The sequence below is a fragment of the Cellulosilyticum sp. genome, from assembly GCF_982396655.1.
This window is the reverse complement of record NZ_CEVXFV010000016.1, coordinates 26,235-51,534: the sequence shown is the minus strand read 5'-3', so window position 1 is coordinate 51,534 and position 25,300 is coordinate 26,235. Positions and strand designations below refer to the sequence as shown.

Sequence of the window (25,300 nt, the reverse complement as noted above, 5' to 3'; positions counted from 1 at the left end):
GATTTATAATCTATAGCGCCTTTGCTATCACGTATTTTTTATTCCTCTGTATTCTATCACATTATATGCAATAATTATATAGTTTTTTCACATTTTTTTGATTTTTTTGTTTAAACATATTTAACTTAATTAGGAAGAGCACCACTTATAAGTTCTCCATCATAGAATACTGCAATCTTTGTAGCATCTTCATATGAGAAGTCATTGCTTTGATCAAATGCTGACCAGTTATTATTTGCAACACGTGTATCTATTTGTAATGTGCATGTATTATTCAGTATGCCTGCATCCGCAAATGTCAGTTCTACATACTGATTAGCTGTATCAGTTGCTTGCTCCATATTCTTTACTATACCTGTTACTTTATCTGTCAAACTTACATACCAAGGCGCACCCGTGTATTGAGCTGCTGCTGTATCAATCCAACATGTTGCACCTACTTCTGGACTCTCATTTGTAAAGTAGTAGCGAATTGATAGTTTTGATATATCAAACTCACTATCATCTTCTACTTTTAATTTAAATGTATGAGCAAGTGCATTTGTGTTGATGCCATTTTTGTTAACAACTTCTACTGCAATAGCACCTTCTGCAACTTCTGTTTTTGTAGTATCAACAACCACTACTTTAACAACTTGTTTTTCACCTGCACTAAATTCAAAGGTAAAATCATATGTGCCTTTAGCCAAAGTTTGAAGGTAACTTGCTGGGAATGTAATTGTACCCTCTTCACCGACAATGTACTCTATACCTGATACAAGTACATTATCACCAAGTTTGATGGCTTCTAATGTATTACCATTTAGTTCTACATTTACAGCTACATCCGCTTGCATTTCCATATTTTTATCAAATGTAGCCTCATCTGGTGTTACAACAGAATCTTTCTCTGCAGTATTCACTACGTTAATTACAAAACCTGCATTATTTCCCTTACTGAATTCAAATACAAATTCATGCGCACCTTTACTAAGTGTTGCAAGATAATCTGCTGCAAATATAACCTTATCCCCTACTACTGTGTATTCTTTGCCTGCTGTAAGTGCTACATTATCTTTCTTAACTGCTATTAATGTATTGCCGTTAAGTATCATCCCTACTTCTACGTCACTAGCACTTGCTTGATCGAATGATGCCGTTGAGGTTTCAAGCGTTGCATTATTAATTGTTTCTTTAATATTGATTGTAAGGATAGGGTCTTTTCCATTATCAAAGTCAAAAGTTATTTTTACTAAGCCATTCTCTTGTTTTGCTAAGAATGCCTTAAGAATTGTTACTTCATCTCCATCAACTATGTAATCTTCACCCTCCACTAATACCTCATCGTTGGCCTTAAGTGATTTAAGTGTATGACCATTTGCATTCACTGTAACTGTTACATCTTTTTGTAATTCTTCTTTTTTATCGAATATAGCTGTTATTTCCGAAATTGATGCATTTGGTACTGCAACAGTCCCGCTACCTGTATCAGCATAAACAACTCCGCGGCCATTTGTTCCAATATAAACTCTTCCATATGTATCAAAATCTCCTGTTATATCACATCCAGGGTCCACTAATCCATATTGATGTTCATCATCATTAATTCGTGTCCATGTCTCACCCATGTCATCAGATCTAAAGAATCCATTCTTTCCTTCTACTATACCTGCCATATAAATTGCTGGATAGCCACCTTCTTCTTTTGCCTTACCAAAGCCAAATGAAAGAGCTCCTTCTACTGTATCTAACTTTGTATAAGTCTTACCACCATCTGTAGAATGCCATAATCCATTTGTACCCTTATCACCTTTATTGGTTCCTACCCAAACATGCCCTTCAAAACCTTTTACAGCCTTAATATTTAAATCTTGGGCACTACCTACAGCTGGTAATCCTTCAATCTGACCTTCTTCAAAAGTTTTTCCTAAGTCTGTACTATAATAAACTTTGCCATCTTTACTGCATCCATAAAACATATTTGCATTTGCACGATCGGAAGCAATCATTGCATTCGTTGGGATACCTTCGCATGCTTTCCAATTGTAGCCACCTTTTGACCAAGATACAGGTTCATCCGGCGTAGCCCAAAGTACAACACTACCATCTGCTGAAACTGCTACTTCTCCGCCGCCTTCACTATTTCCTATACGATCATGAATTAATGAAAATGTTTTGCCACCATCTTTTGATATCGTCATACCATTTGCATAACTACCATAACTATCTATAGCCCTTCTCTCTCCTACACGGAATACAATTTTAGGGTTAAGTTCTGCATAATCTGCATCCACAGAACTTTCTAGTGATTCATATTTATCTCCATTCATATTCGCCATAATTGTAGGTACCTTGGTTATATCTTCATGATAAAATCCATTAATATCGAATAAACTTGTGATAAGTCCATCATCTTCTGTGTCTGGTATAACAAGAAGCGCATTACTTACAGTTTCTTCAATCCCCTTTGCTCTTACCTTAATATCAAATTTCTCCCCTTTATCCCAGTTGGTTAAATTATCTGTTCCATAAAGTGTTGCACCTGTACCATACATCATCCTATCCGAATTAAATGGGTCAATAGCAATTGCGCCGCAGTTCCATCCAATTTTAGGAGAAGCTACTGAATTATAATCTGGTGTATGTGTGCTGCCCCAATCAAGCCAAGGTGCTTCTGAAATATCAATATTACATTTAATATCCCTATCTGGATAACTGGTAAATTCCCAAACATTTGTCCATGTTTCTCCACCATCTGTACTTCTATACATCATCATATCTGGCCACCATGATTGTCCTGTTACAACAAGTGTATTTTCATCTTGTGGATCTACTGCTAGACCTTGATATCCATACCATGGGTCATCTGGTGCCTTTATACTAGATTTCGGACTTATAAGTTTCCATTCTTCTGTATTCGTATTATACTTCCACACATCACCATATCCTGATGCATATGGACCAGCTTCTGTGGCATATGTCACATACATAATACCCTCTTTAGTTAAATAAACTTGTTGTGGTAAATATGTATCACCATCTACCATATTCCATTCACCTGTTGCTTCATTCGTAACCTTACCACGTGGCTCTCCTACTACTGGTGCCCATGTTTCTCCACCATCCGTTGTTTTATAAATAGAATGTTCACTATTTCCAATTCCTACATATATCGTTTGAGACCCTTTACCTTCCAAGTTAGATCTTGGGTCACATAATACAAAAGTAATTCCTAAATGGCCACCATAAGCTTCTCCTTTATCATAGAAGAAATCACCTTCTATATCGAAATTAGACATCTTATTCCATGTTAAACCATAGTCTTCACTTTTCCATAAGCCATCATTTCTAGAACCAAGATATAAAACTGCTGAATTATTAGGGTCAACTGTTAATCTTCCATTCATTAGTCTCCCTTGCATATTTGAACCGCAGAAAAATGGAAGTTCAGATACTGTCCATGTATCTCCTTTATCATTAGAACAAAATACAGCCCCTGGTACATCTGTCCAGCCATTATCATACTCTCCCATAAGCATATAAACGCGATTAGCATCACTTGGATCTACTGCAATACCATCACAGCCTAAATTGCTCCACATATCTGCGCCAACCCAGTCAGTAAGTGGTTTCCAGCTTTCTGTCTCTGGAATCCAGCGATATACGCCTCCCATATCAGTTCTCGAATAGATTAAGTCTTTCTCTGCCGGGCTGAAAACAACCCCTGTCATCATTCCGCCCCCATAAATTTGTACATTTTTCCACTCATTCGCTTCCGTATCAAATGCATATACACAGTTAGGTGCTATTACCATCATTGCCAGTCCCATGGGTAATACTACTTTTCTTGCATAACGTTTAATTGTTTGTGTCAAATCCCTCAATATTCTTTTACTCATATTTTCCTCCCCTATTCTTAAAGAAAAAGGTGTTGCGAAACTATTGACAATCTCGTAACACCACTTTCAGCCTTAGATTCCTATTGTGGCATACTGCCGCTTATAAGCTCTCCATCATAGAATACTGCAACTTTTGTAGCATCTTCATATGAGAAATCATTGCTTTGATTAAATGCTGACCAGTTATTATTTGCAATACGTGTATCTACTTGTAATGTACATGTATTATTAAGTACACCATCATCGGTAAATGTAATCTCAGCATATTGATTTGCTGTATCTGTTACTTGTTCCATATCTTTTACTACACCGCTTACTTTATCTGTTAAACTTACATACCAAGGTGCGCATGTATATTGCGCTGCTGCTGTATCAATCCAGCAATTTGTACCTACTCCTAACTCTTCATTTGTAAAGTAATAACGAATTGAAAGCTTTGATATATCAAATTCACTATCATCTTTTACTTTTAATTTAAATGTATGAGCAAGTGCATTTGTGCTGATGCCATTTTTATTAACAACTTCTACTACAATAGCACCTTCTGCAACTTCTGTTTTTGTAGTATCAACAACCACTACTTTAACAACTTGTTTTTCACCTGCACTAAATTCAAAGGTAAAATCATATGTGCCTTTAGCCAAAGTTTGAAGGTAACTTGCTGGGAATGTAATTGTACCCTCTTCACCGACAATGTACTCTATACCTGATACAAGTACATTATCACCAAGTTTGATGGCTTCTAATGTATTACCATTTAGTTCTACATTTACAACCACATCCGCTTGCATTTCCACATTTTTATCAAATGTAGCCTCATCTGGTGTTACAACAGAATCTTTTTCTGCAGTATTCACTACATTGATTACAAAGCTTGCACTGTTTCCTTCACTAAATTCAAATACAAATTCATGTGCACCTTTACTAAGTGTTGCAAGATAATCTGCTGCAAATATAACTTTATCCTCTACTACTGTGTATTCTTTACCTACTGTAAGTGCTGCATTATCTTTCTTAACTGCTACTAATGTATTGCCGTTAAGTATCATCCCCACTTCCACATCACTTACACTTGCCTGGTCAAATGATTCTGTTGTTGTTTCAAGTGTTGCACTTACAACTGTCTTTGTCACATCAATTGTAAGTACTGGGTCTTCACCTTTATTAAAGTCAAAGACTAAAGCTACTTTACCTTCTTCTAACTGAGTCAGATAATCTTTAAGAATAGTTACTTTATTATCTTCTACTACATAATCTGTCCCTTCAACTAATACAACATCACCATTTTTAATAGCTTCTAATGCGTTGCCATTTGCCTCAAATGTTACAACAACATCTTCTTGTAATTCTGTTTTCTTATCAAAACTAGCTTCTGTTTTACTTAAACTAGCACTAACAACTGTTTCTTTAACAGTGATTGTAAGTACTGGGTCATTTCCTTCATTAAAGTCAAAGGTTACTTTGAGCTTACCATCTTCCTGTGTAGCTAAAAATTCTTTGAGAATAGTCACTTTATCCCCAGCAACTGTATAATCTTCACCTTCTACTAACACCTTATCCCCAATTTTAACAGCTTCTAGTGTATTACCATTTGCATTAACCGTTACTGTTACGTCTTTTTGTAAATCTGTTTTTTTATCAAAGACAGCTGTTGTAGCTGAAATTGTTGCACTTGGTGTTGTTATTGTGCCACTACCTGTGTCTGAATAAACGATTCCCCGACCATTTGTTCCAATATAAACTCTACCATATACATCATAGTCACCTGTTACATCGCAGCATGGATCTACTAAACCATATTGGTGATTATCATCATTAATACGTGTCCATGTTGCACCTTGATCATCAGATCTGAAGAAACCATCTTTACCTTCTACTTGACCTACAATATAAATTGCTGGATAGCCACCTTCTTCTTTTGCTTTACCAAAACCAAATGCTGTTACAGCATCTACTGTTGTAAGTTTTGTATAAGTTTGACCAAAGTCTTCTGAGAACCAGAATCCATTAGCATTCTTATCGTCTGCTTTAGCTGTTCCCATCCATACGTGACCTTCGTAACCTCTTACGCCTTTAATATTCATAGTATTTGATGTCACACTTGGCAATCCTTCTACACTTACTTCTGTAAAACTCTTAGCGGCATCTGTACTAACATAAGCCTTGCCGCCACTATAACCATAGAATACATTTGGATTTACTCTATCTGAACAAATATTTGCAGCTACTGGAATTCCTGTACTAGCTGTCCAGTTATAACCACCTTTTGACCAACTTACTGCTTCATCTTCTGTTGCCCATAAGAAGATGCTACCATCAGCAGAAACAGCTACTTCACCTCTACCATTACTATTACCAATTCGGTCATGGATTGGTGAGAATGTCTTACCGCCATCTTTAGAAGTCATCATACCATTTAAGTAGTTGCCATAGCCGTCTACAGCTGTTCTTTCTCCTACACGTACAACAATACTTGGATTAAGTTCTGCGTAATCTACGTCTACAGAACTATTTAATGTAGAATATTTATTGCCTGCACTTACATTCGCTAAAATTTCAGGTACTTTCGTAATATCTTCATGATAGAAACCATTAATATCCCATAAGCTACTTACAAGCCCATCATCTTCTGTATCTGGAATTGTAATAAGTGCATTAGATACTGTTTCTTCAATACCTTTAGCTTTTACTTCTATATTAAATTTTTCCCCTTTATCCCAGTTTGTTAAATTATCTGTACCATAAAGTGTAGCACCTGTACCATACATCATTCTATCTGAGTTAAATGGGTCAATAGCAATAGCCCCTACGTTCCAACCAATTTTTGGCGATGCTTCTGCATTATTATCTGGTCCATGTGTACTACCCCAGTCAAGCCATGGCGCTACTGAAATATCTATATCACATTTGATATTACGTTCTGGATAGCTAGTCCATTCCCAAACATTTTCCCAAGTTTCCCCACCATCTGTGCTTCTATACATCAGCATATCTGGCCACCAAGATTGGCATGTTACAACGATATTATTTTCATTTTGTGGATCTACTGCAAGACCTTGATAACCATACCAAGGATCATTTGGTGCATTCTTACTAGAAACTGGACTTACAAGTTTCCATTCCTCCGTATTTGTATTATACTTCCATACATCCCCATAACCTGACGCATATGGTCCTGCTTCTGTAGCATAGGTCACATAGAGCATACCATCTTTCGTTAAATATGCTTGTTGTGGTAAATATGTATCGCCATCTTGAATTTCCCAAGACTGAGTTGCTTCATCTACAATCTTGCCACGTGGCTCATCTGCAAGTGGCGCCCATGTATTACCGCCATCTGTTGTTTTATAAATAGAATGTTCTTTATTACCTATACCTACATAAATAGTTTGAGAACCTTTTCCTGAGACATTTGAATTTTTATCACATAATACAAAAGTAATGCCTAAATGCCCTTCATAAACAGTTCCCTTGTCATATAAAAAATCTCCTTCTATGTCAAAACTTGTAACTTGATTCCATGTTTGACCATAATCTTCACTCTTCCATAATCCATCATTTCTTGAACCTAAGTATAAGATAGCTGAATTATTAGGGTCTACTGTAAGTCTTGCATCCATTAAACGTCCTTGTTGATTACTCGCACAGAAGAAAGGTAATTCTGAAACAGTCCATGTTTCTCCTTTATCATCAGAACAGAATACAGCGCCTTTTACATCTGTCCAACCATTATCATATTCACCCATTAAGGCATAAACTCTATTGGGATCTGATGGGTCTGTTGCAATGCCATCACATCCTAAGTTACTCCAGATTTCTGGGCCTACCCAGTCAGTAAGTGGTTTCCATGTTTCTGAATCTGGTTGCCAACGGTAAATCCCCCCCATATCTGTTCTTGCATAAATTAAATCTTCTTCTGCTTCACTAAATACAACACCAGTAATCATACCGCCACCAACGATTTGTACATTTTTCCATTCGTTAACTTCCGTATCATACGCATAAACACAGTTTGGTGCAATACATAGCATTGCTAGACTGGCTGGTAATACTACTTTCCTTGCATAGTGCCTAATCGTCTTACCTAATTCCTTCAATATTCTCTTGCTCATATTTCCCCTCCACACTTTATGACTTTTCCAAACTTTAATTAAATTATATATTTTCACCAATACTCTTTAAATATCTTAAGTGCAATATGTTATTTTTAGCTTATTATGATGTTTTTCTGTATCTGTATCAATTTTTTTACCGTATAAATTTCACATAAAATACATTAAAAATTATTCATCAATTGACCTATTATGTTCTTGTCTCATGCTCTATCGTTTCCCTAAAACACTTTTACTGTAATAAATAGATGCATCTATTTTTATATAACGTATCCGCCTAAATTTAATTATTTGCACATTCTATCCCCCCTTTAAAAAGCTTTATGTTAGGCAATACATACAAAATTTTTTCAAAAATTTTTTAAAAATTTATTGAATTATAAATTTTTCATGCTAAAATAAAAGCAAATTACTAAATCGATTCCGGAAACGTTTTAGAAATTATATCAGTCTTAAAAGTATAAGGAGGATGCTATGAAAAAGAATTTATTGGCTACTTTAGTTAGCATGACTTTCATCTGTGAGAACTTATTTTCTACCAACTTAATGGCCACCCCAATGTCTACTGTTTTAAATACAACAACTACCTCTACTACTAATGTAAACTTGCTAAGTAATACTGAAAATGACGTTTTTTCTTGGGATAATGCAACTGTTTACTTCGTCATTACTGACCGTTTTGTAAACGGCAATACCTCAAACGACAATAGCTATGGACGTGTAAAAACAGATAGCTGGGGCAAAAATATCGGAACCTTCCATGGTGGTGATATTGCTGGACTTACTCAAAAATTAAATGATGGTTATTTTGAAAATTTAGGTGTTAATACCATTTGGCTTACAGCTCCTTATGAACAAGCTCATGGTTTTGTAGGTGGCGGAGATAGTGGCGATTTCGCGCATTATGCTTATCATGGGTACTATCCTCTTGACTATACTATGATGGATAAAAACATGGGTACTATTGAAGAAATGAGAAAGTTCGTTGATACAGCTCATGAAAAAGGCATTCGTGTTGTACTTGATGTTGTTATGAATCATGTCGGTTACCTCACCTTACAAGATATGTCTGATTATAATATCAATCCTACTACACTTTCTGCTTCACAACTTGCCAACTGGAGACCTAATCAAAATAATGGTGAAACATGGCATAGTTATCATAATCTTATTGATTACAATGGGCATATGAGCGAATGGGCTAAATGGTGGAGTCCTGGATGGATTCGTGCTGGAGTATCAGGTTATACAGCTGGTAGTGGTTCAGACCTTACATTAAACTTATCTGGTCTCCCTGATGTAAAAACTGAAGTAACAAGTAATCAAGGATTAGCTCCTATCCTCAAAACTAAATGGGCAAAAGAAACTTCAGGTTATGATGCTTGGATTTTACCATCTGCTAAAAATTTAAGACAAGATTTAGGTATCTCGCCTTCTGACTATCAAGTAAAATGGTTAGCTGCATGGGTTAAAGAATTTGGTATCGATGGTTTCCGTGTAGATACGGCAAAACATGTAGATATGTTTAGATGGGCGCAACTTAAAGATGCTTGTAGTGATGCGCTAAAAGAATGGCGTCAAAATAATCCTGATAAACCAGGTGCTGATTGGGATGAAGATTTCTGGACAACTGCTGAGGTATTTGGTCATGGTGCTAATCAATCTAACTATCACACAGATGGTAAATTTGATTCTGTCATCAACTTCAATTTCCCTAAGGATGGTAATATTGCTTCTATTGATAGTACATATCAAAGTTATGCCAATAGCATCAATAGCTCTGATTCTTGGAATGTCCTTAGTTACATTTCTTCTCATGATACAGACCTTGCTAGAACAAATATGATTAACTTAGGCTCTACCTTACTTCTTTCTCCTGGTGCTGTTCAAATCTTCTACGGTGATGAAACAAATAGATCACGCGGTGAAAGTGGTTCTGATAAGGATCAAGGTACACGTTCTGATATGAACTGGAGCAATATGGATACAGCTTCTCTTGCACACTGGCAAAAAGTAGGTCAATTTAGAAATGACCATATTGCAATCGGTGCTGGTACACATACCAAACTTAATAGTTCACCTTACACTTTCCAAAGAAGCTATCATAAAAATGGCATAGATGATGATGTTATCGTTGTCCTTGGTGCTTCTGGTACACAAACTATCAACGTTTCTTCTGTATTTAATGATGGTTCTATCGTTCGTGATGCCTATACAGGTGCTGAAGCTACTGTTCAAAATGGTACCGTTACCATCACTCCAGATAGCAATGGCGTTATTTTACTTGAACTTAAAGTTGCTTCTCAGCTTCCTAGTATTTCTGTTAATCCTGGTGCATCTAATAAAGTTACCAAATACTATACGGATGCTCTAGATGTTAATGTATCTCTTAAAAATACATCAAACGGTGCTTACAAAGTAAATGATGGGGATTGGGTAACATTCCAAAATACAGCTACTATTAACTTAGATGCTGACCTTCCACTTGAAACACTTACAACTATCACTATTAAAACTTCTAATGACTATGGCTCTGTAGAGCAAACTTATTCATACTTAAAAACAGTCATCACACCTGCTACTGTTCACTTTTATAAACCTGCTGACTGGTCAGAACCTTATGTTTATTACTATACAGATGATGAAACAGTTACTACACCTAGCTGGCCTGGTGTAAAAATGACAGATGAAGGCAATAATTGGTATACCTTCACAGCTCCTGATTTAGAAGAAGCTTACTTTATCTTCAATGATAAAACTAACCAAGACCCTGGCACTGGCGAAGATGGCTTTAAAATCTCTGACGAGCAATGGTATAAGGATGGTGTATGGACACTTACGCCACCACCAGTTAAAACTGCTCCAACTGTCAAAGAAGATGAACTTAAACTCTTTATGTATAAACCATCAAACTGGGGCACAAATCTTAATGCCTATGTTTATGATGAAAGTAGTTCTACTACCAATATTCTTTCAGCTTGGCCTGGCACTGCTATGACAGATGAAGGCAATGGACTTTATAGCATTGAACTTGATAAGAGCTGGTTAAATAGCAAAGTCATCTTTAATGATGGCACGAATCAATATCCTGCAAAAACTGGTTTAACAGTAGATGCCTCTAGATGCTATATAGATGGTTCATGGGAACTTTGTCCTATAGCACAAGATGATACTTTATCAATCAGTATTTCTCCTGAAGGCACAAGCTTTACAGATACACTTACACTCACATTAGGTGCTAAGAATGCTACTTCTGCTACTTATTCTATTAATGGTGGTGAAGAGATTTTATATACTGATGGTACACAAATTGAAATCGGTGAAAATATGACACCAGGTGAAATCACTGTTACGCTAACAGCTTCAAACGAAGATGATAGTATTAGTGAAGTTTACACTTATATCAAGGAAGATGTTACTACATTAAAAGCTTACTTCGATAATTCAAGTTACAACTGGTCTAACTTACATGCTTATATTTATAATGAAGATGCTTCTGGCGTGGAAATGATTAGTGCATGGCCAGGTGTCGAAATGACAAATGAAGGTAATAATATCTATAGCTATGAATTACCTCGTTCTTGGCAAAATGCGCGTGTTATCTTTAATAATGGTGGCAGTAGCCAATATCCAGGTTCTGGTGAACCAGGACTAGAGCTTAATACAGAAAATCCAAGCATGATTTATACAAATAATACTTGGATAACATATACTGGTAGCATCGACCCTATTACAGAAAAGACGATTTACTTTGATAACAGTGCTTACAACTGGTCTAATGTAAACGCTTATATCTATGATGAAAGTACAGGTTCTGTTTTACAAATCGCTTCTTGGCCTGGTGTAGCTATGACAAACGAAGGTAACAATATCTATAGTTATACCTTTACAGAAAATTGGAACGACCCTAAAGTAATATTCACCAACGGTTCAGCACAAGTTCCTGGCTCAGGTGAAACAGGTTTTGACCTAGAAAACAATATGATTTTAAATAACGGTGTTTGGACAACACTTCAATAATTAATCTTATTTTTTCATTTTAAATTCTCCTCTGATTAAATATATATTCAAATGTCAAAAATTTGTTCGGATAATAAGAAAGGAGCTGCTGTAACCCCTTATACAGCAACTCCTTTTTTAATTCTCTATTTTTCACTCTTTCCTTTTCACTTTTCCTTTTCACTTTTAGAAAAGTTTCTTCTTCATCATAATTACAGCAATAATTCCTGTGACTACAATAGACCATATAATAATTATGCTAAAGGCATGTGGCTGTCCTTCAAGTGGTACTGGTACATTCATCCCCCAGAAACTACCTATAATTGTTGGTACAGCCATGATAATTGTAATAGAAGTAAGTGTTTTCATTGCAATATTTAAGTTGTTAGAAATAATAGATGAAAAGGCATCCATTGTCCCACCTAAAATATTGCTATATATATTTGCCATCTCAATGGCCTGTTTATTTTCAATAATTACGTCTTCAAGTAAATCTTCATCTTCTGGATAACGCTTGATATTTTCCATACGCATCATCTTTTCAAGAACAATTTCATTTGCTCTTAAGGATGTTGTAAAATATACCAAACTCTTCTCTAAATCAAATAATTGCAGAAGTTCTTTATTTCTCATAGATTTATGAAGTTCTACTTCCATTTGATGGCTCAAACGGTCAATATGTCTTAGATACTGTAAGAAGTAAGATGCATTTTTATATAGTAATTGGAGAATAAATCTCGTCTTTTTAAAAGTAAAGAATCCTTTAATTTTACCTGATTTAAAATCTTCTAGTAACTGTAACTGCTGAAGACATGTGGTAATAATATATTTATCTCCAATGATAATCGTTAATGGAATAGTTGCATAACCATTATGGTCATCATTTTCTTTAATAGGAACGTCAACGATAATAACGGTACAGTTATCATCTACCTCTATACGTGCGCGTTCCTCTTCATCCAAAGCTGATAAAATGTGATTTGTTTCTATGCTAAATTCTGTTGCTACCTCATTGATTTCCTGAGGTGTTGGGTTACATAAATTAATCCATGCCCCATCTTCAAATGCATCTAGCTGTACTAATCCCGTATCAAATGTTTTATAGATTTCTTTCATGCTATTACACCCTCATTCTTCACCTTAGCCCACTTTAAAGTAACTTCTTTAAGCAGGCATAAGTAAATTTGCAAATGGCATAAATAGTTATGCAAAGCATGATATGTAAACATCTCATGTCGGCCTAAAAAGTTATTTTAAACATAAAATAAGGTGAGTATTTTTATTTAATTTTGTCAGCTTACACCTACAACTCGGTTCCGCATCCATTTATACTCACACTCCTAAATAGTATTTTTATTTTTCTGCTTTTTAATACCAAAGCATCCTTATTAATAGTATTTTATTCTTTATTAACTGTCAAGTAAATTGACTTGCTATAAGAAGAAATTATAAAGAAATAATTTACCAATTGTACTTTAAATATAATTTAAATATAAAAAGAAGCCTTTCCTTGTATTTTATACTTTAGGAAAAGCTTCTTTCAGTTTATTCTTAGATATTAATCTAATAAATCTTACCTGCTTTTTTGTTCCCACATTTGGCCTTGCCTTGAATTTCGCTTACCTCTTTTTGTGGGTCTTTTGAATAATGTGTTTTGTGATTGCTTTCAGTGCCATGAGGTTCATTTACATCAGGACGTCTCATACCAGCTTTAGCCATATCTTTCACCACCTTTACTAATATTAAAGTTATATACTTTTAAGTTAGTATGTAGTGATGAAATCAGTTTTATTCATAGAGTTTAGCAAAGCTTAGATTTGTGCTAATGCTTGCTCTAAATCTGCAATTAAATCCTCCGCATCTTCAATACCAACTGATACACGGATTAAATCTTGCCCTACCCCAGCTGCTTTTAACTGTTCATCATTAAGTTGTGCATGTGTTGTACTTGCTGGGTGAATGATAAGTGATTTAGCATCTGCTACATTAGCAAGTAATGAGAAAATCTTAAGCTTTTCAATGAAACTAATACAAGCTTCTTTACCGCCTTTAAGACCAAATGAGAAGATTGCACCAGATCCTTTAGGGCAATACTTTTGTGCAAGTTCATAATATTTGTTGCTTGGAAGAGATGCATAGTTTACCCAAGCTACTTTAGGATGATTTTCAAGGTACGCTGTGATTTTCTTTGCATTTTCCACGTGTCTTTGTACGCGAAGTGAAAGTGTCTCTAGTCCTTGTAATAATAAGAATGAATTAAATGGACTAATACATGCACCTGTATCTCTTAGAAGTTGTAATCTAACTTTTGTTACAAATCCTACATTATTCTCCAGGTCACCATAAACTACACCATTATATCCAGGGTCTGGCGTTGTAAATCCTGGGAATTTCCCATTTTTCCAGTTAAAGTTACCACCATCTACTATCACACCGCCGATACTTGTTCCGTGTCCACCAATATATTTAGTAGCTGAATGTACTACGATATCTGCACCAAATTCAATAGGTCTTACTAAATATGGTGTTCCAAATGTATTATCTACAATAAGTGGTATGTCATGTTTATGTGCAATCTCTGCTACTTTTTCTAAATCGATAACATTAATACTTGGATTGCCTAATGTTTCAACATAAATAGCTTTTGTTCTCTCATCAATAGCCTCTTCATATGCTGCAAAATCATCTGGGTCTACAAACTTAGTTGTAATGCCATATTTAGGTAATGTATCTACAAATAAGTGATATGTACCACCATATAATGTACTTGCTGAAACAATATTATCTCCACTTTCTGCAATATTCATTACTGAGTAAGCAATGGCTGCTGAACCTGATGCAACTGCAAGTGCAGCTTTACCGCCTTCAAGTAATGCCACTCTTTTTTCAAAAACATCTGAAGTTGGATTCATTAAACGTGTATAGATGTTTCCCCCTTCTTTTAATCCAAACAAGTTTGCCCCATGCTCGCAGTTATCAAACACATAAGATGTAGTTTGGTAAATAGGCACTGCTCTTGATTTAGTTACTGGATCTACTTCTTGCCCCCCGTGAACTTGTAATGTATCAAACTTCCAATCTGCCATATATCCATCCTCCTTATTAATTTAAATCACTTCATTTTACACTTTTACTTGAGCTTTAATGTATTTTGAAATGTTTATTTTTTTTAGATTTTATTGTATTTTATTACTCCATTCCCTAAATGTCAATATGTATACTATGTTTTAAATATTTACCGTCATTTTTCATGAGGCCAGGCGCACATTTTCTCCCTTTTCATATAATAGTTACTAGACACCGCTTTTTCCCTTAAGGAGGAAGAGTATGAAAAAAACCTATATCCATTGCATCATTTCTCTTATAATCCTTATCATCGGCTTCCTATGTATACTTTGCAATCTACTTGCCCCTACACTCTCTCCTAGTACGGAAAACTTGCTTGCATTATGTGCCATTTGTTTTATTTTTATCGGCTTATCGGCATTTGCCGTTCATCATAGAAAATACACTGTTATGAAGGCATTAGAAGATAATGATATTCCTACTATAACAAGGTTTACCTTCATGCCTCACACTTCTTCCCTTATCATTAAGACAATTAAAGAACATCGACATAATGCACTCTGCACATTATTTCTCACCTTTATCCTTGTTCTTATCTTTAGCTGTACTTTCATCTCTACCTACTTTCCAGCAGTCTCTTATCTCGGTCCCTTGGTAAGCTTTCTTTTCCTACTCATTGGCTTTCTTATTACTAACGCTTACTTTAATACGCTTTCTAATTCTCCTGTTGATATCATCTTTGGTGATGACACAATTTACTTCTTAGATGATATTTATACACTGCAAAAATCCATTTACTTTTTAGATAATGTGCTTATTGCAACGGAAGGTGAACCTACACTTCAATTTATCTATGGACAAATTGAATATGATGATTCACCTTACTTTATCTTAGAAATCCCTATCCCTGATAGCCAACTTACCATGGCACAAGTCCTTCGTAAACACTACCTAGAAGAAATTAAAAACTTAAACTACTAAACCTTTCTAATCTAAAATAGGTGAGATGGCACTTCTAAGAAGTGCTGTCTCACCTATTTTAACGTTATACTTTATCCACATTATCGGTAATTATCTTATACGTTTTCCCCAATCTTTTCACTATTATTTCATCACCTTAAACATATGTCTAAAATCTTTACCTAAAATTCTAATAGAATTCATTACTGCAATAAGCGATACACCTACATCAGCAAAGATTGCTAGCCACATATTTGCAATACCTAAGATACCTAAGATTAAAACTATAACCTTTACACCTAAAGCAAAGACAATGTTTTGAGTTACAATTGTTCTTGTTCTTTTTGCTACTTTTAGTACATCACTAATAGATGTAAGTCTATCTGTCATAAGTACTACGTCAGATGCTTCAATGGCTGCATCTGAACCTACGCCGCCCATAGCAATACCAATATCTGCTCTTGCTAAAACAGGTGCATCATTGATTCCATCTCCAACAAAAGCAACACGATGTGTTCCTAATAAAGCTTCTACTTTTTCTACTTTATCACTTGGTAACAGTTCACTGCAAACTTCATCTACACCTACTTTAGCCCCAATGCTTTCAGCAATTTCTTTTTTATCACCTGTAAGCATAACTACTTTTTTAATACCTTGTGCTTTAAGCTTTCTAATAGCCTCTGCACTATCTTCTTTAATTTCATCAGCTACAACAATGCAGCCTAAGTATACATCATCTTGAGCTACATAAATATGTGAGCCAATTTCTGCAGTAGGGACATAGTTAATATTAAATTGTTTCATTAATTTATCATTACCTGCAAGAAGTGTTTTCCCGTCCACTTTTGCTAAAAGTCCAGCACCACTAATCTCTTTGAACTCTTCAAAATTAACTTTAGGAAGTTCCCCTGAATAAGCATTTACAACTGATTTTGCAATTGGATGATTTGAACCGCTTTCAATAATTGCTGCAACCTCAAGTAATGCTTCCTTGCTTACCCCATTTGTAATGATTTGGGTTACACCGAATTGACCTTTTGTAATTGTTCCTGTTTTATCAAGAACAATTGTATCAATATGATTAAGCTCTTCTAAATAGTTACTTCCTTTTACAAGGATTTGTGCCTTGGAAGCTGCTCCAATTCCTGCAAAGAAACCAAGTGGTACAGAAACTACAAGGGCACAAGGACAAGAAATAACTAAGAATACGATACTGTTATAAATCCAAGTTCTATAATCTCCTGTTACAATAGAAGGCACAATTGCTGTAAAGATTGCGAGTCCTACTACAATTGGTGTATACCATCTTGCAAATTTAGTAATGAAGTTTTCTGATTTAGATTTCTTGCTACTTGCATTTTGAATAAGATCTAAGATTTTAGAAACTGTACTATCTTTAAATCCTGTAGTTACTTTAATCTTGATAATACCATCTTTATTAATGCTACCGCTTAATACCTTATCTCCAGCACTTACATAGCTTGGGAGTGATTCACCTGTAAGCATTGATATATCAAGTGTTCCTTTACCTTCTATAATTTCACCATCTAAAGGTACCTTTTCTCCTGGTCTAACTTCTATAATTTCACCAATGCGCACTTCTTTAGGTGAAACGATCTTTTCGCCTCCTCTTATAACTCTGGCAAACTCTGGGCGAATATCCATCGCTTTTTCAATTTCACGTGTAGAATAGTCTACCGCGCGGCCTTGCATATATTCACCAATTTTATAGAAGAGCATAACTGCTACTGCTTCTGGATATTGCCCAATGGCAAATGCTGCAATAGTTGCTATTGTCATAAGGAAGTTTTCATCTAACATTCTTCCTTTAATTAAATTGCGACCAGCCTGAAGAATTACATCATAACCTACTAAAATATAGGCAACAATAAATAATGGATTAAAATCTGTAAGAGCGCCTCCTATTAATAACGCAATACTAATTCCCATAAGGATTGCTTCTTTATTACGGCCTTTTCCTGTCTTAGTACTTTGCTCTACTTCTGCTTCTTCTTCACCCTCAGGGATAAATTTTATCCCTTTTTCAATTTCATCACCAATTATACGAATGTATTCTCCTACTTCTTTAGCATTCATCTGAGTATCCATTTGGAAACTCAACTTTTTACGCATGAAGTTAAGTTCTAGGTTTTTAATGTTTGTTTCTTGTTTAAGTCTTGCTTCAATTTTACTTGCACAATGACCACAGTCTAAGTTCTCAATTCTAAATTCAAATGATTTATGTGTCTCTCCATTTGACTTAAAGTTAACCCCTTTTTCAATGCCATCTGCAATACGGCTCATATGTTCTATAACTTCAGCTTCGCTCATTTGAGTATCCATATTAAACTTTAACTTCTTTAACATAAAGTTAAGCTCTAAATCGCTTACATTAGGTTCTTTTTTTAATCTTTCTTCAATCTTGCCTGCACAGTGTGCGCAATTAAGATTTTCAATTTCTAAACAAAATGCTTCTTTCATAGCCCCACCTCTTCCTTTATTTATTTTTATATATGAATGATTGCTCATATGTTTATCTATAATTATAATATGCAAATACTTCATTTTTGTCAACGAATATTTATAGTTATGAGTATATTTTTTTATTTTACTATTTTAGTTCATCCCTTTTAAATAAGGTTTTCTCTACTTGTAAATAATATTTATATCATCCAACATGTCATCCTCATCTTTTAATGCTATAATAAGGAAAATAATTCATTCAACTTAGGAGGTTTTTATGACAGCTCAGCTTACAAAACAACTTATGGACTTCATTGATGCAAGTCCAACAATGTTCCACACAATCTCAGCTTGTAAAGAGATTTTAGAAGCACATGGCTTTACTTATTTAGACCAAAGAGCACCTTGGACTTTACAGCAAGGTGGTAAATATTATACAACGACTAATGATTCTGCCCTTGCAGCTTTTTGCATCAACTCCTTAGATATAGAAAAAGAAGGATTCAAAATTGTAGGAGCTCATGGTGATGTACCTGGATTTAGAATCAAACCAAATCCACAAATGCAAAGCGATAACTATATTAAATTAAATACAGAAGGCTATGGTGGACCAATTCTTAGCACCTGGTTTGACCGCCCGCTTTCTGTAGCAGGACGCGTTGCTGTTAAAAGTGATAACGTTTTATTCCCAGAAATGCGTCTTATTGATATCAATAAACCTATTCTTATTATTCCAAACTTAGCAATTCATATGAATCGCGAAGTAAATAGCGGCGTAAGTATCAATAAGCAAAAAGATACACTTCCAATTCTTACTTACCTTAACGAGCCAGCTGATGAAAACTTTATGCTGACACTTATGGCAGAAACTTTAGATGTAGCAAAAGAAGATATCTTAGATGCAGACCTGTACCTCTATCCATTTGAAAAAAGCATGCTTGTTGGTTTAAATGAAGAGTTTATCTCTGCACCACGTCTTGATGACTTATCTATGACTTATAGTGGTCTTTATGGCATTTTAAATAACACAAGTACAAAAGGGGTTTCTATGTTTGTTTGCTTCGATAATGAAGAAATCGGTAGCCATACAAAACAAGGTGCTGATTCTCCAATGCTTGGCAATATTTTAGAAAGAATCTTACTTGCACTTGGTAAAACAAGAGAAGATCTCTTCACTGCTTACGCAAATTCTTTCATTATTTCTGCCGACGTTGCTCATCTTTCACATCCAAACTACATGGAAAAGAGCGACCCAACTAATAAAGTTCTTCCAGGTAATGGACCAGCTATCAAAGTTAATGCAAACTTCAGCTATACAACTGATAGTGACTCTTATGGGGTATTTGCAGCACTTTGCAAAGCTAATGATATTCCATTCCAAGTCTTTGTAAATCGCTCTGATGAAAGAGGCGGTTCAACTATTGGGCCACTTGCAACTTCACACCTTGGTATCCGTTCAGTAGATATTGGAACACCAATGCTTGCAATGCATTCAGCGCGTGAACTTATGGCCGCAGCTGACTTCATTCATACTGCTGAGGCACTTAAAGCATTCTTTAGCTTATAATCAATAAATTAAATAAACAGCTCATAAGTTATCCTTAAGAGCTAGAAAAGAGATGTCTTAAAACTATTTATAGTTCTGAGACATCTCTTCTTTATTTATACCTATACAATAATATTTTTATAGCCTTAACTCATCTATCTTACTTATGATGCTTCATTTTGCAAATTCCTTGCGTCATTGTCCCCATTGGGCAATATACACACCATGAACGAGGTTTATAAAGTGCCATTGTAAACATGCCTAAAACGGTAGAAGTCAGCATCATACTATAAAAGCCAAAAGCAAACTGCGCCACCCATGGTGAAACTGTATTACCTGTATAAGCCCAATGCCAAGGTAATTTAATCGACCACAATAATGTAACGATTGCCTTTAATCCTCTTGTTCCTTCTAATACTAAGTATGTTGAAAACACCATATTCATAAACATTGCAAGGAAAAATACTAAAAATCCATATCGAAACCATTTGGTTCTAAGAAAACCCGGTATATCTTTTTTCCTTGATAAATTTAATTGATTGCCTAGTAATTCAAATAATTGCCCACGACCACAATATTTATTGCAATAGGCTTTATTCCCTTTTGTGGCAGCTATGACGAGTGGTACTATAAAACATATTATTCCTAGCCATGCAAATAAAATATTTACGAAGCCTAAAACTAAATAAAGGGCTGATGTAATCCACAAATAATCATACCAATTCTTCTTTTTCTTCATCTTATTAACTCCTCTTATTAACTCCTCTCAGCTTCTCTTTCAAGTATTTCAATCACAGAAGCTGGGCATACCTTTTTACAAAGCCCACAGCCGATGCACAATGCCTCATCTACCTGAGCCGTAATCCCTCTTGGCACTGTTATCGCCTCCTTGGGACACACTAAAGTACAAGTACCACATGCAACACATTCTTTCTCTCTCACACTGGCATATTTCTTTTTTCTAACAGGCATAATATCCTCCTAAACTTTAACTTTACCTTAGTTTACCAATATCATAGATATTTTTCTGTAACTAGGTTACAGTATAAAGGTGACTAACTCACAGAAAAAATCTCAGAAAAATGATATCATCATAAAAATATATAATGAGGAGGTTCCTATGTCTGATGAGGATTTATTACTTTTAAAAAAGACTTTAACTTTTTGGGATAAACTCACTTTAGATGAACAGGAGGAGCTCAAACGCCATGTGCATACTGCCTCCTATCAACCAGGTGAAACCATCCACGGTGGCGATAACAATTGTCTAGGCGTACTTATTGTAAAACAGGGCTGCATCCGTTCATATATGCTTTCTAATAAAGGTAAAGACATTACACTGTATAGGCTTTATCCTGGTGAGATCTGCATGCTCTCTGCTTCTTGTGTCTTATCAAATGTAACTTTTGATATTCATGTGGATTCAGAATCAAAAACGGAAGTTCTGGTCATTAGCAGCCACATTTTTTCTAGGTTAATGGCAGAAAATATTTATGTAGAAAACTTCTCTTACAAGGCAACAGCTGATAAGTTTTCAGATGTGATGTGGGCTATGGAACAAATTCTTTTTATGAATTTCGATCAAAGGCTAGCCATCTTCTTATTAGACGAGGCCAATAAAAATAACACTTACACCATTCATCTAACGCATGAACAAATTGCCAAGTATATGGGAAGTGCTAGAGAGGTAGTCTCTCGTATGATAAAATACTTTGTTTCCGAAGGGCTTATCACCTCTCACCGGGGTGAAATTAAACTTATTGACCTTGCTAAGTTAAAGAAACTTGCACTACAGTCGAGCTAATTTGACTAGAAAATTTTAAAACCATATCCTATAAAAATAGAGTCATTACAAAACTTATTCTGTAATGACTCTATTTTTATGACTCTATTTTTATGACTCTATTTTTATGATACTTCCTTTACTCTTTTAACAACTTTATAGGTAGCACGGTCCCTACTATCATGAAGAGAATTCCTACTATAAGGAGCCCTACATAGCCCATTCCAAATACTGATTGAAACTGGTCTGAAATATTAAACCATGTAAGCTTTCCTAAATTCATGGTATCAAATAGGCCCATTTGATTAAAGTAGCCATATGTCTCAGAGAAAGCAAATGCACCAAATAAACCGCCGATTACGGCTGAGATTGCTTTACCTTTTCCGCCGCTAGATGTAGCTGCCACACATGTTCCAGGGCAAGTTCCTAAAGAACCAAATCCTACTCCAAAAATAAGTCCGCCTATAATAACGCCTAAATGAGTTGTTTTGATGCTAAGATGTGAAATATCAAATATGCCTACTAAGGCAGCAATTGAAAGTAATGTACTTCCCAAGCCAATGGCAAAGAAAATAATTTTCATAAGACTTAAATCTTGAAGTCTTAACATACTTAATAACTTTTTAGGGTTGGAGGCTCCTACATAATATAGCGCCCCGCCAAATAATGCTCCTAATATGAGTCCTTCTACAATTTTCATTTGTCTGCCGCCTTTCTTTTAGCATTCTTACCGATAACAATGGCTGTAGGAATGGCTACTATAAATACGGCACCCGCAAAGATATAACCACTTACAGCACCTTGCATCATCCCGCTCATCATATGTCCACTTGTACAGCCATCTGCCATTCGTGCACCGAATAAAATTAGGAAACCGCCTACAAAACTTGGTCCATCTCGCCTTATGAAGCTTTGTTTTGCTTCACATGCACCTGACACCTCGCCTACATCAGACATACGAGAAGGTTGTTTTTTGCGATTTAAGCGGTACATGATATATGCCCCTATAGGCATACCCAGTACGAAGACGAAATCATAATTAAGTGGCTCTTTGATACTTTTTGCCAACTTTCCTTCATGTCGATCATAATAAGCATTTGTGCTCCTATAACCAGATTCCCTTGTAGGGTCCTTCGTAATCACATCCTGATTTATCGTACTATGCACTATGCCACTAAGCACACTAAACTGAGTAGATACTCCTACCGGTTTTACAAACCAAATAGCGATGAAAAATACTATTCCTAGAACAAGTGCATTTTTTAGCCAATCCGATTTTTTCATTTTGTTACTCCCTTGATTTGTTAATTAAAATTGTAATTTGTTAAAATGCTTTCCCTATCCTCTGTCTTATCCTTAAAATATTCATAGAAACTAAGACCTAAGAAACCACCTGTAATATTAATGACTTGATCATATCCTAAGTTTTGAAGAGCTAAAACGGCATTATAACTTCTTTGTCCTGTACGACAGTGAATATAAACAGGTTGGTCCTTTGGAATCTCAGATAGACTTTCTCTTAACTTGCTGAGTGGTACTAAGTGAGCTCCTTTAATATGACCTCTCTCATATTCCCCTTCTTCTCTTACATCTACGATATAAGCACCTTGTGCAACTAAATCCCTTACCTTATCTACTGTAATTTGTTTAAAACGGCCTTCTAATACATTACATGCAATAAAGCCCGCATAATTTACGATGTCCTTAGCCGTACCAAAAGGTGGCGCATAACAAAGTTCTAATTCTCTAAGGTCATAAACTGTTGCATTAAACTTCATAGCTGTAGCAATCACATCTATTCGTTTGTCTACACTGCCTTTACCAATTGCTTGTGCACCTAAAACTCTGCCTGATGGCACTTCATAAATCAGTTTAAAATGCATTGGACTGCTATCAGGCATAAGGCCTACCTTATCTCCTAACATAAAGTGAACTTTATCATACTTGATACTAAGATTCTTCATCTTGATTTGTGCCTCTGTAAGTCCTGTAGATGCGCCATTGTAATCAAAAACCTTAATCGCACTGCTTCCTATATAAGCTTGCTTTTTCACTTCTTCTCCATTAATATGACCAGCTACTGCTCTAGCTGCCTTTTGAGCTGGGCCTGCTAAAGTAAGTCGCATTTTCTCATCTGTTAAAAGTGAATTTACTTCTATAGCATCACCAATCGCATAAATATCTGGGTCATTTGTCCTAAAGCTGTTATCTACTGCAATGCTTCCCATTTGCGTAACTTCTAAACCTGCCATTTTAGCTAATTCATTTTCTGCATGTACACCTATTGCCATAATTACCATTTGTGCTGGAACTTTTGTATCATCTGATAAAATCACATAATCCTTTTCTAACGCCTTAATCTGATGATTTAATAAAAGTTTCACGCCGTGATCATCTAATACCTTATGAAATACTTGCACCATTTCTTCATCAAAAGTACGAAGAATTTGTGGGGCACCTTCAATCAAACTTACCTCATAGCCAGCTTCTCGGATGTTTTCCGCTACTTCAATACCAATATAGCCACCACCTACAATGGCTATTTGTGTTAACTTATTTTCTACCATATATGATTTAATTTTAGCGATATCTTCTACATTACGTACTGTAAATATAGGCATATTTTCGCTGCCCTGAATCTCTGGTTTGTTAGGTTTGGCGCCTGGAGATAAAATAAGTTTGTCATAGCTTTCTTCGTATACCTCACCGGTTAAAACCTTTTTGATTTTAATAATTTTACGTGCTCTATCAATAGCCACAACTTCTTCATTTACTCTTGCTTCAATATTGTACTGTTTCTTAAATTTCTCTGGATTCATCAGTACAAGCCTGCTTGCAGGTTCAATCATGCCACTTAAATGATAAGGTAATGCACAATTTGAAAAAGAAACATGAGGTCCTCTTTCAAACATAATAATTTCATCCTCTTCACTAAAACGTCTAAGTTTAGCTGCTGCAGAAGCCCCTCCTGCTACACCACCTACGATTAATATTTTCATCTTGTTAACCTCCTTATTTATATTCTATTGCTTCCTCTATAGTTTCCCATACCACCCTGCACATTAATCACATCATATCCAGCCTTTTGCAGTGTGCTAACGGTTCTACTGCTTCGCATACCTGATTGACACATAATGTAGTACTTACTTTCCTTCTTCAAATAACGTTCTGGTGTTTCTAATAAATCTCCCATAGGAATATTCTTAGCAGTTTTTATACTCCCTCCTTGGAATTCATAACTTTCTCTTATATCTATTAAATTAATCTTACCGACTAAAGCATCTAAGTCCTTTATATTTATGCTGTCACTTGTATCTTTTCTAAAAAACGAAAACATCTTACTTACCCCTTTCTTATAGATTTCACATTTATAAAATTTAGTTATTCATAGCTTTTAGTTATGTGAAATCATTGAGAGAAACTTATTTGCCTACATGTATATTTCAAGGTTTTAGTTGGTTTCTCTATATAAACTCTTAAATTCATTATAAAT

General features: G+C 35.4%; 16 protein-coding genes. 4 read left to right on the top strand and 12 right to left on the bottom strand.

The window, feature by feature from the left end:
* Positions 1-125 precede the first annotated feature (125 nt).
* Together AC1VAQ_RS08925 and AC1VAQ_RS08920 are read right to left on the bottom strand one after the other, a co-directional pair.
* Positions 126-3,878 carry a X2-like carbohydrate binding domain-containing protein gene (locus tag AC1VAQ_RS08925; protein WP_479903816.1) on the bottom strand — a complete coding sequence of 1,251 codons (3,753 nt, stop codon included), beginning with the start codon at positions 3,876-3,878 and terminating at the stop codon, positions 126-128.
* A gap of 80 nt (positions 3,879-3,958) precedes the next feature.
* The gene (locus AC1VAQ_RS08920; RefSeq protein WP_302599239.1) at positions 3,959-7,990 is read right to left on the bottom strand and encodes a X2-like carbohydrate binding domain-containing protein; all 4,032 of its coding nucleotides are present in this window, start codon (positions 7,988-7,990) and stop codon (positions 3,959-3,961) included.
* A 474-nt stretch (positions 7,991-8,464) separates the two neighbouring features.
* Between AC1VAQ_RS08920 and AC1VAQ_RS08915 the strand changes: the two genes are divergently transcribed.
* Entirely contained in the window at positions 8,465-12,010 is a 3,546-nt protein-coding gene (locus AC1VAQ_RS08915) for a starch-binding protein (protein ID WP_302599238.1), read from the top strand.
* 165 nt (positions 12,011-12,175) lie between these two features.
* Here AC1VAQ_RS08915 and AC1VAQ_RS08910 read toward each other — a convergent pair whose 3' ends face one another.
* The 3 genes from AC1VAQ_RS08910 to AC1VAQ_RS08900 all read right to left on the bottom strand — a co-directional run bounded on the left by AC1VAQ_RS08910 (position 12,176) and on the right by AC1VAQ_RS08900 (position 15,075).
* On the bottom strand, positions 12,176-13,105 hold the full coding sequence (locus tag AC1VAQ_RS08910; protein WP_302599237.1) for a magnesium transporter CorA family protein: 930 nt from the start codon (positions 13,103-13,105) through the stop codon (positions 12,176-12,178).
* A gap of 447 nt (positions 13,106-13,552) precedes the next feature.
* On the bottom strand, positions 13,553-13,708 hold the full coding sequence (locus tag AC1VAQ_RS08905) for a hypothetical protein (RefSeq protein ID WP_302599235.1): 156 nt from the start codon (positions 13,706-13,708) through the stop codon (positions 13,553-13,555).
* A gap of 92 nt (positions 13,709-13,800) precedes the next feature.
* A complete protein-coding gene (locus AC1VAQ_RS08900; protein ID WP_302599233.1) occupies positions 13,801-15,075 on the bottom strand; it encodes an O-acetylhomoserine aminocarboxypropyltransferase/cysteine synthase family protein in 1,275 nt (424 codons plus the stop codon).
* Between the two features lie 241 nt (positions 15,076-15,316).
* Between AC1VAQ_RS08900 and AC1VAQ_RS08895 the strand changes: the two genes are divergently transcribed.
* On the top strand, positions 15,317-16,036 hold the full coding sequence (locus AC1VAQ_RS08895) for a hypothetical protein (RefSeq protein ID WP_302599231.1): 720 nt from the start codon (positions 15,317-15,319) through the stop codon (positions 16,034-16,036).
* Between the two features lie 123 nt (positions 16,037-16,159).
* On the opposite strand, the gene AC1VAQ_RS08890 is transcribed toward AC1VAQ_RS08895, so the two are convergent.
* Entirely contained in the window at positions 16,160-18,496 is a 2,337-nt protein-coding gene (locus AC1VAQ_RS08890; protein ID WP_479903815.1) for a heavy metal translocating P-type ATPase, read from the bottom strand.
* Between the two features lie 259 nt (positions 18,497-18,755).
* On the opposite strand from AC1VAQ_RS08890, the gene AC1VAQ_RS08885 reads away from it, so the two are divergent.
* Positions 18,756-20,045 (top strand): M18 family aminopeptidase, encoded by a 1,290-nt coding sequence (locus tag AC1VAQ_RS08885; protein ID WP_302599228.1) that lies wholly within the window; start codon positions 18,756-18,758, stop codon positions 20,043-20,045.
* Between the two features lie 139 nt (positions 20,046-20,184).
* Here AC1VAQ_RS08885 and AC1VAQ_RS08880 read toward each other — a convergent pair whose 3' ends face one another.
* Positions 20,185-20,763, bottom strand: coding sequence for a 4Fe-4S binding protein (locus tag AC1VAQ_RS08880; protein ID WP_302599241.1), 579 nt, complete (start codon positions 20,761-20,763; stop codon positions 20,185-20,187).
* Between the two features lie 17 nt (positions 20,764-20,780).
* Complete coding sequence (locus tag AC1VAQ_RS08875; protein ID WP_479903814.1) at positions 20,781-20,996, bottom strand: 4Fe-4S dicluster-binding protein; 216 nt, start codon at positions 20,994-20,996, stop codon at positions 20,781-20,783.
* A 148-nt stretch (positions 20,997-21,144) separates the two neighbouring features.
* Here AC1VAQ_RS08875 and AC1VAQ_RS08870 point away from each other — a divergent pair, with 148 nt between their 5' ends.
* Positions 21,145-21,828 (top strand): Crp/Fnr family transcriptional regulator, encoded by a 684-nt coding sequence (locus tag AC1VAQ_RS08870; RefSeq protein ID WP_302597656.1) that lies wholly within the window; start codon positions 21,145-21,147, stop codon positions 21,826-21,828.
* A 118-nt stretch (positions 21,829-21,946) separates the two neighbouring features.
* Here the strand turns inward: AC1VAQ_RS08870 and AC1VAQ_RS08865 are convergent, their stop codons facing one another.
* From AC1VAQ_RS08865 to AC1VAQ_RS08850, 4 genes are read right to left on the bottom strand one after another with little or no spacing between them, the layout of a single operon-like run.
* A complete protein-coding gene (locus tag AC1VAQ_RS08865; RefSeq protein WP_479903813.1) occupies positions 21,947-22,507 on the bottom strand; it encodes a YeeE/YedE thiosulfate transporter family protein in 561 nt (186 codons plus the stop codon).
* On the bottom strand, positions 22,504-23,091 hold the full coding sequence (locus AC1VAQ_RS08860; RefSeq protein ID WP_479903812.1) for a YeeE/YedE thiosulfate transporter family protein: 588 nt from the start codon (positions 23,089-23,091) through the stop codon (positions 22,504-22,506). The genes AC1VAQ_RS08865 and AC1VAQ_RS08860 overlap by 4 nt, the downstream gene beginning before the upstream one ends.
* A 20-nt stretch (positions 23,092-23,111) precedes the next feature.
* Positions 23,112-24,806, bottom strand: coding sequence for an FAD-dependent oxidoreductase (locus tag AC1VAQ_RS08855; RefSeq protein ID WP_479903811.1), 1,695 nt, complete (start codon positions 24,804-24,806; stop codon positions 23,112-23,114).
* A 17-nt stretch (positions 24,807-24,823) separates the two neighbouring features.
* Positions 24,824-25,144: a rhodanese-like domain-containing protein gene (locus AC1VAQ_RS08850; protein WP_302597660.1), complete on the bottom strand. Its 321-nt coding sequence runs from the start codon at positions 25,142-25,144 to the stop codon at positions 24,824-24,826.
* Positions 25,145-25,300 lie beyond the last annotated feature (156 nt).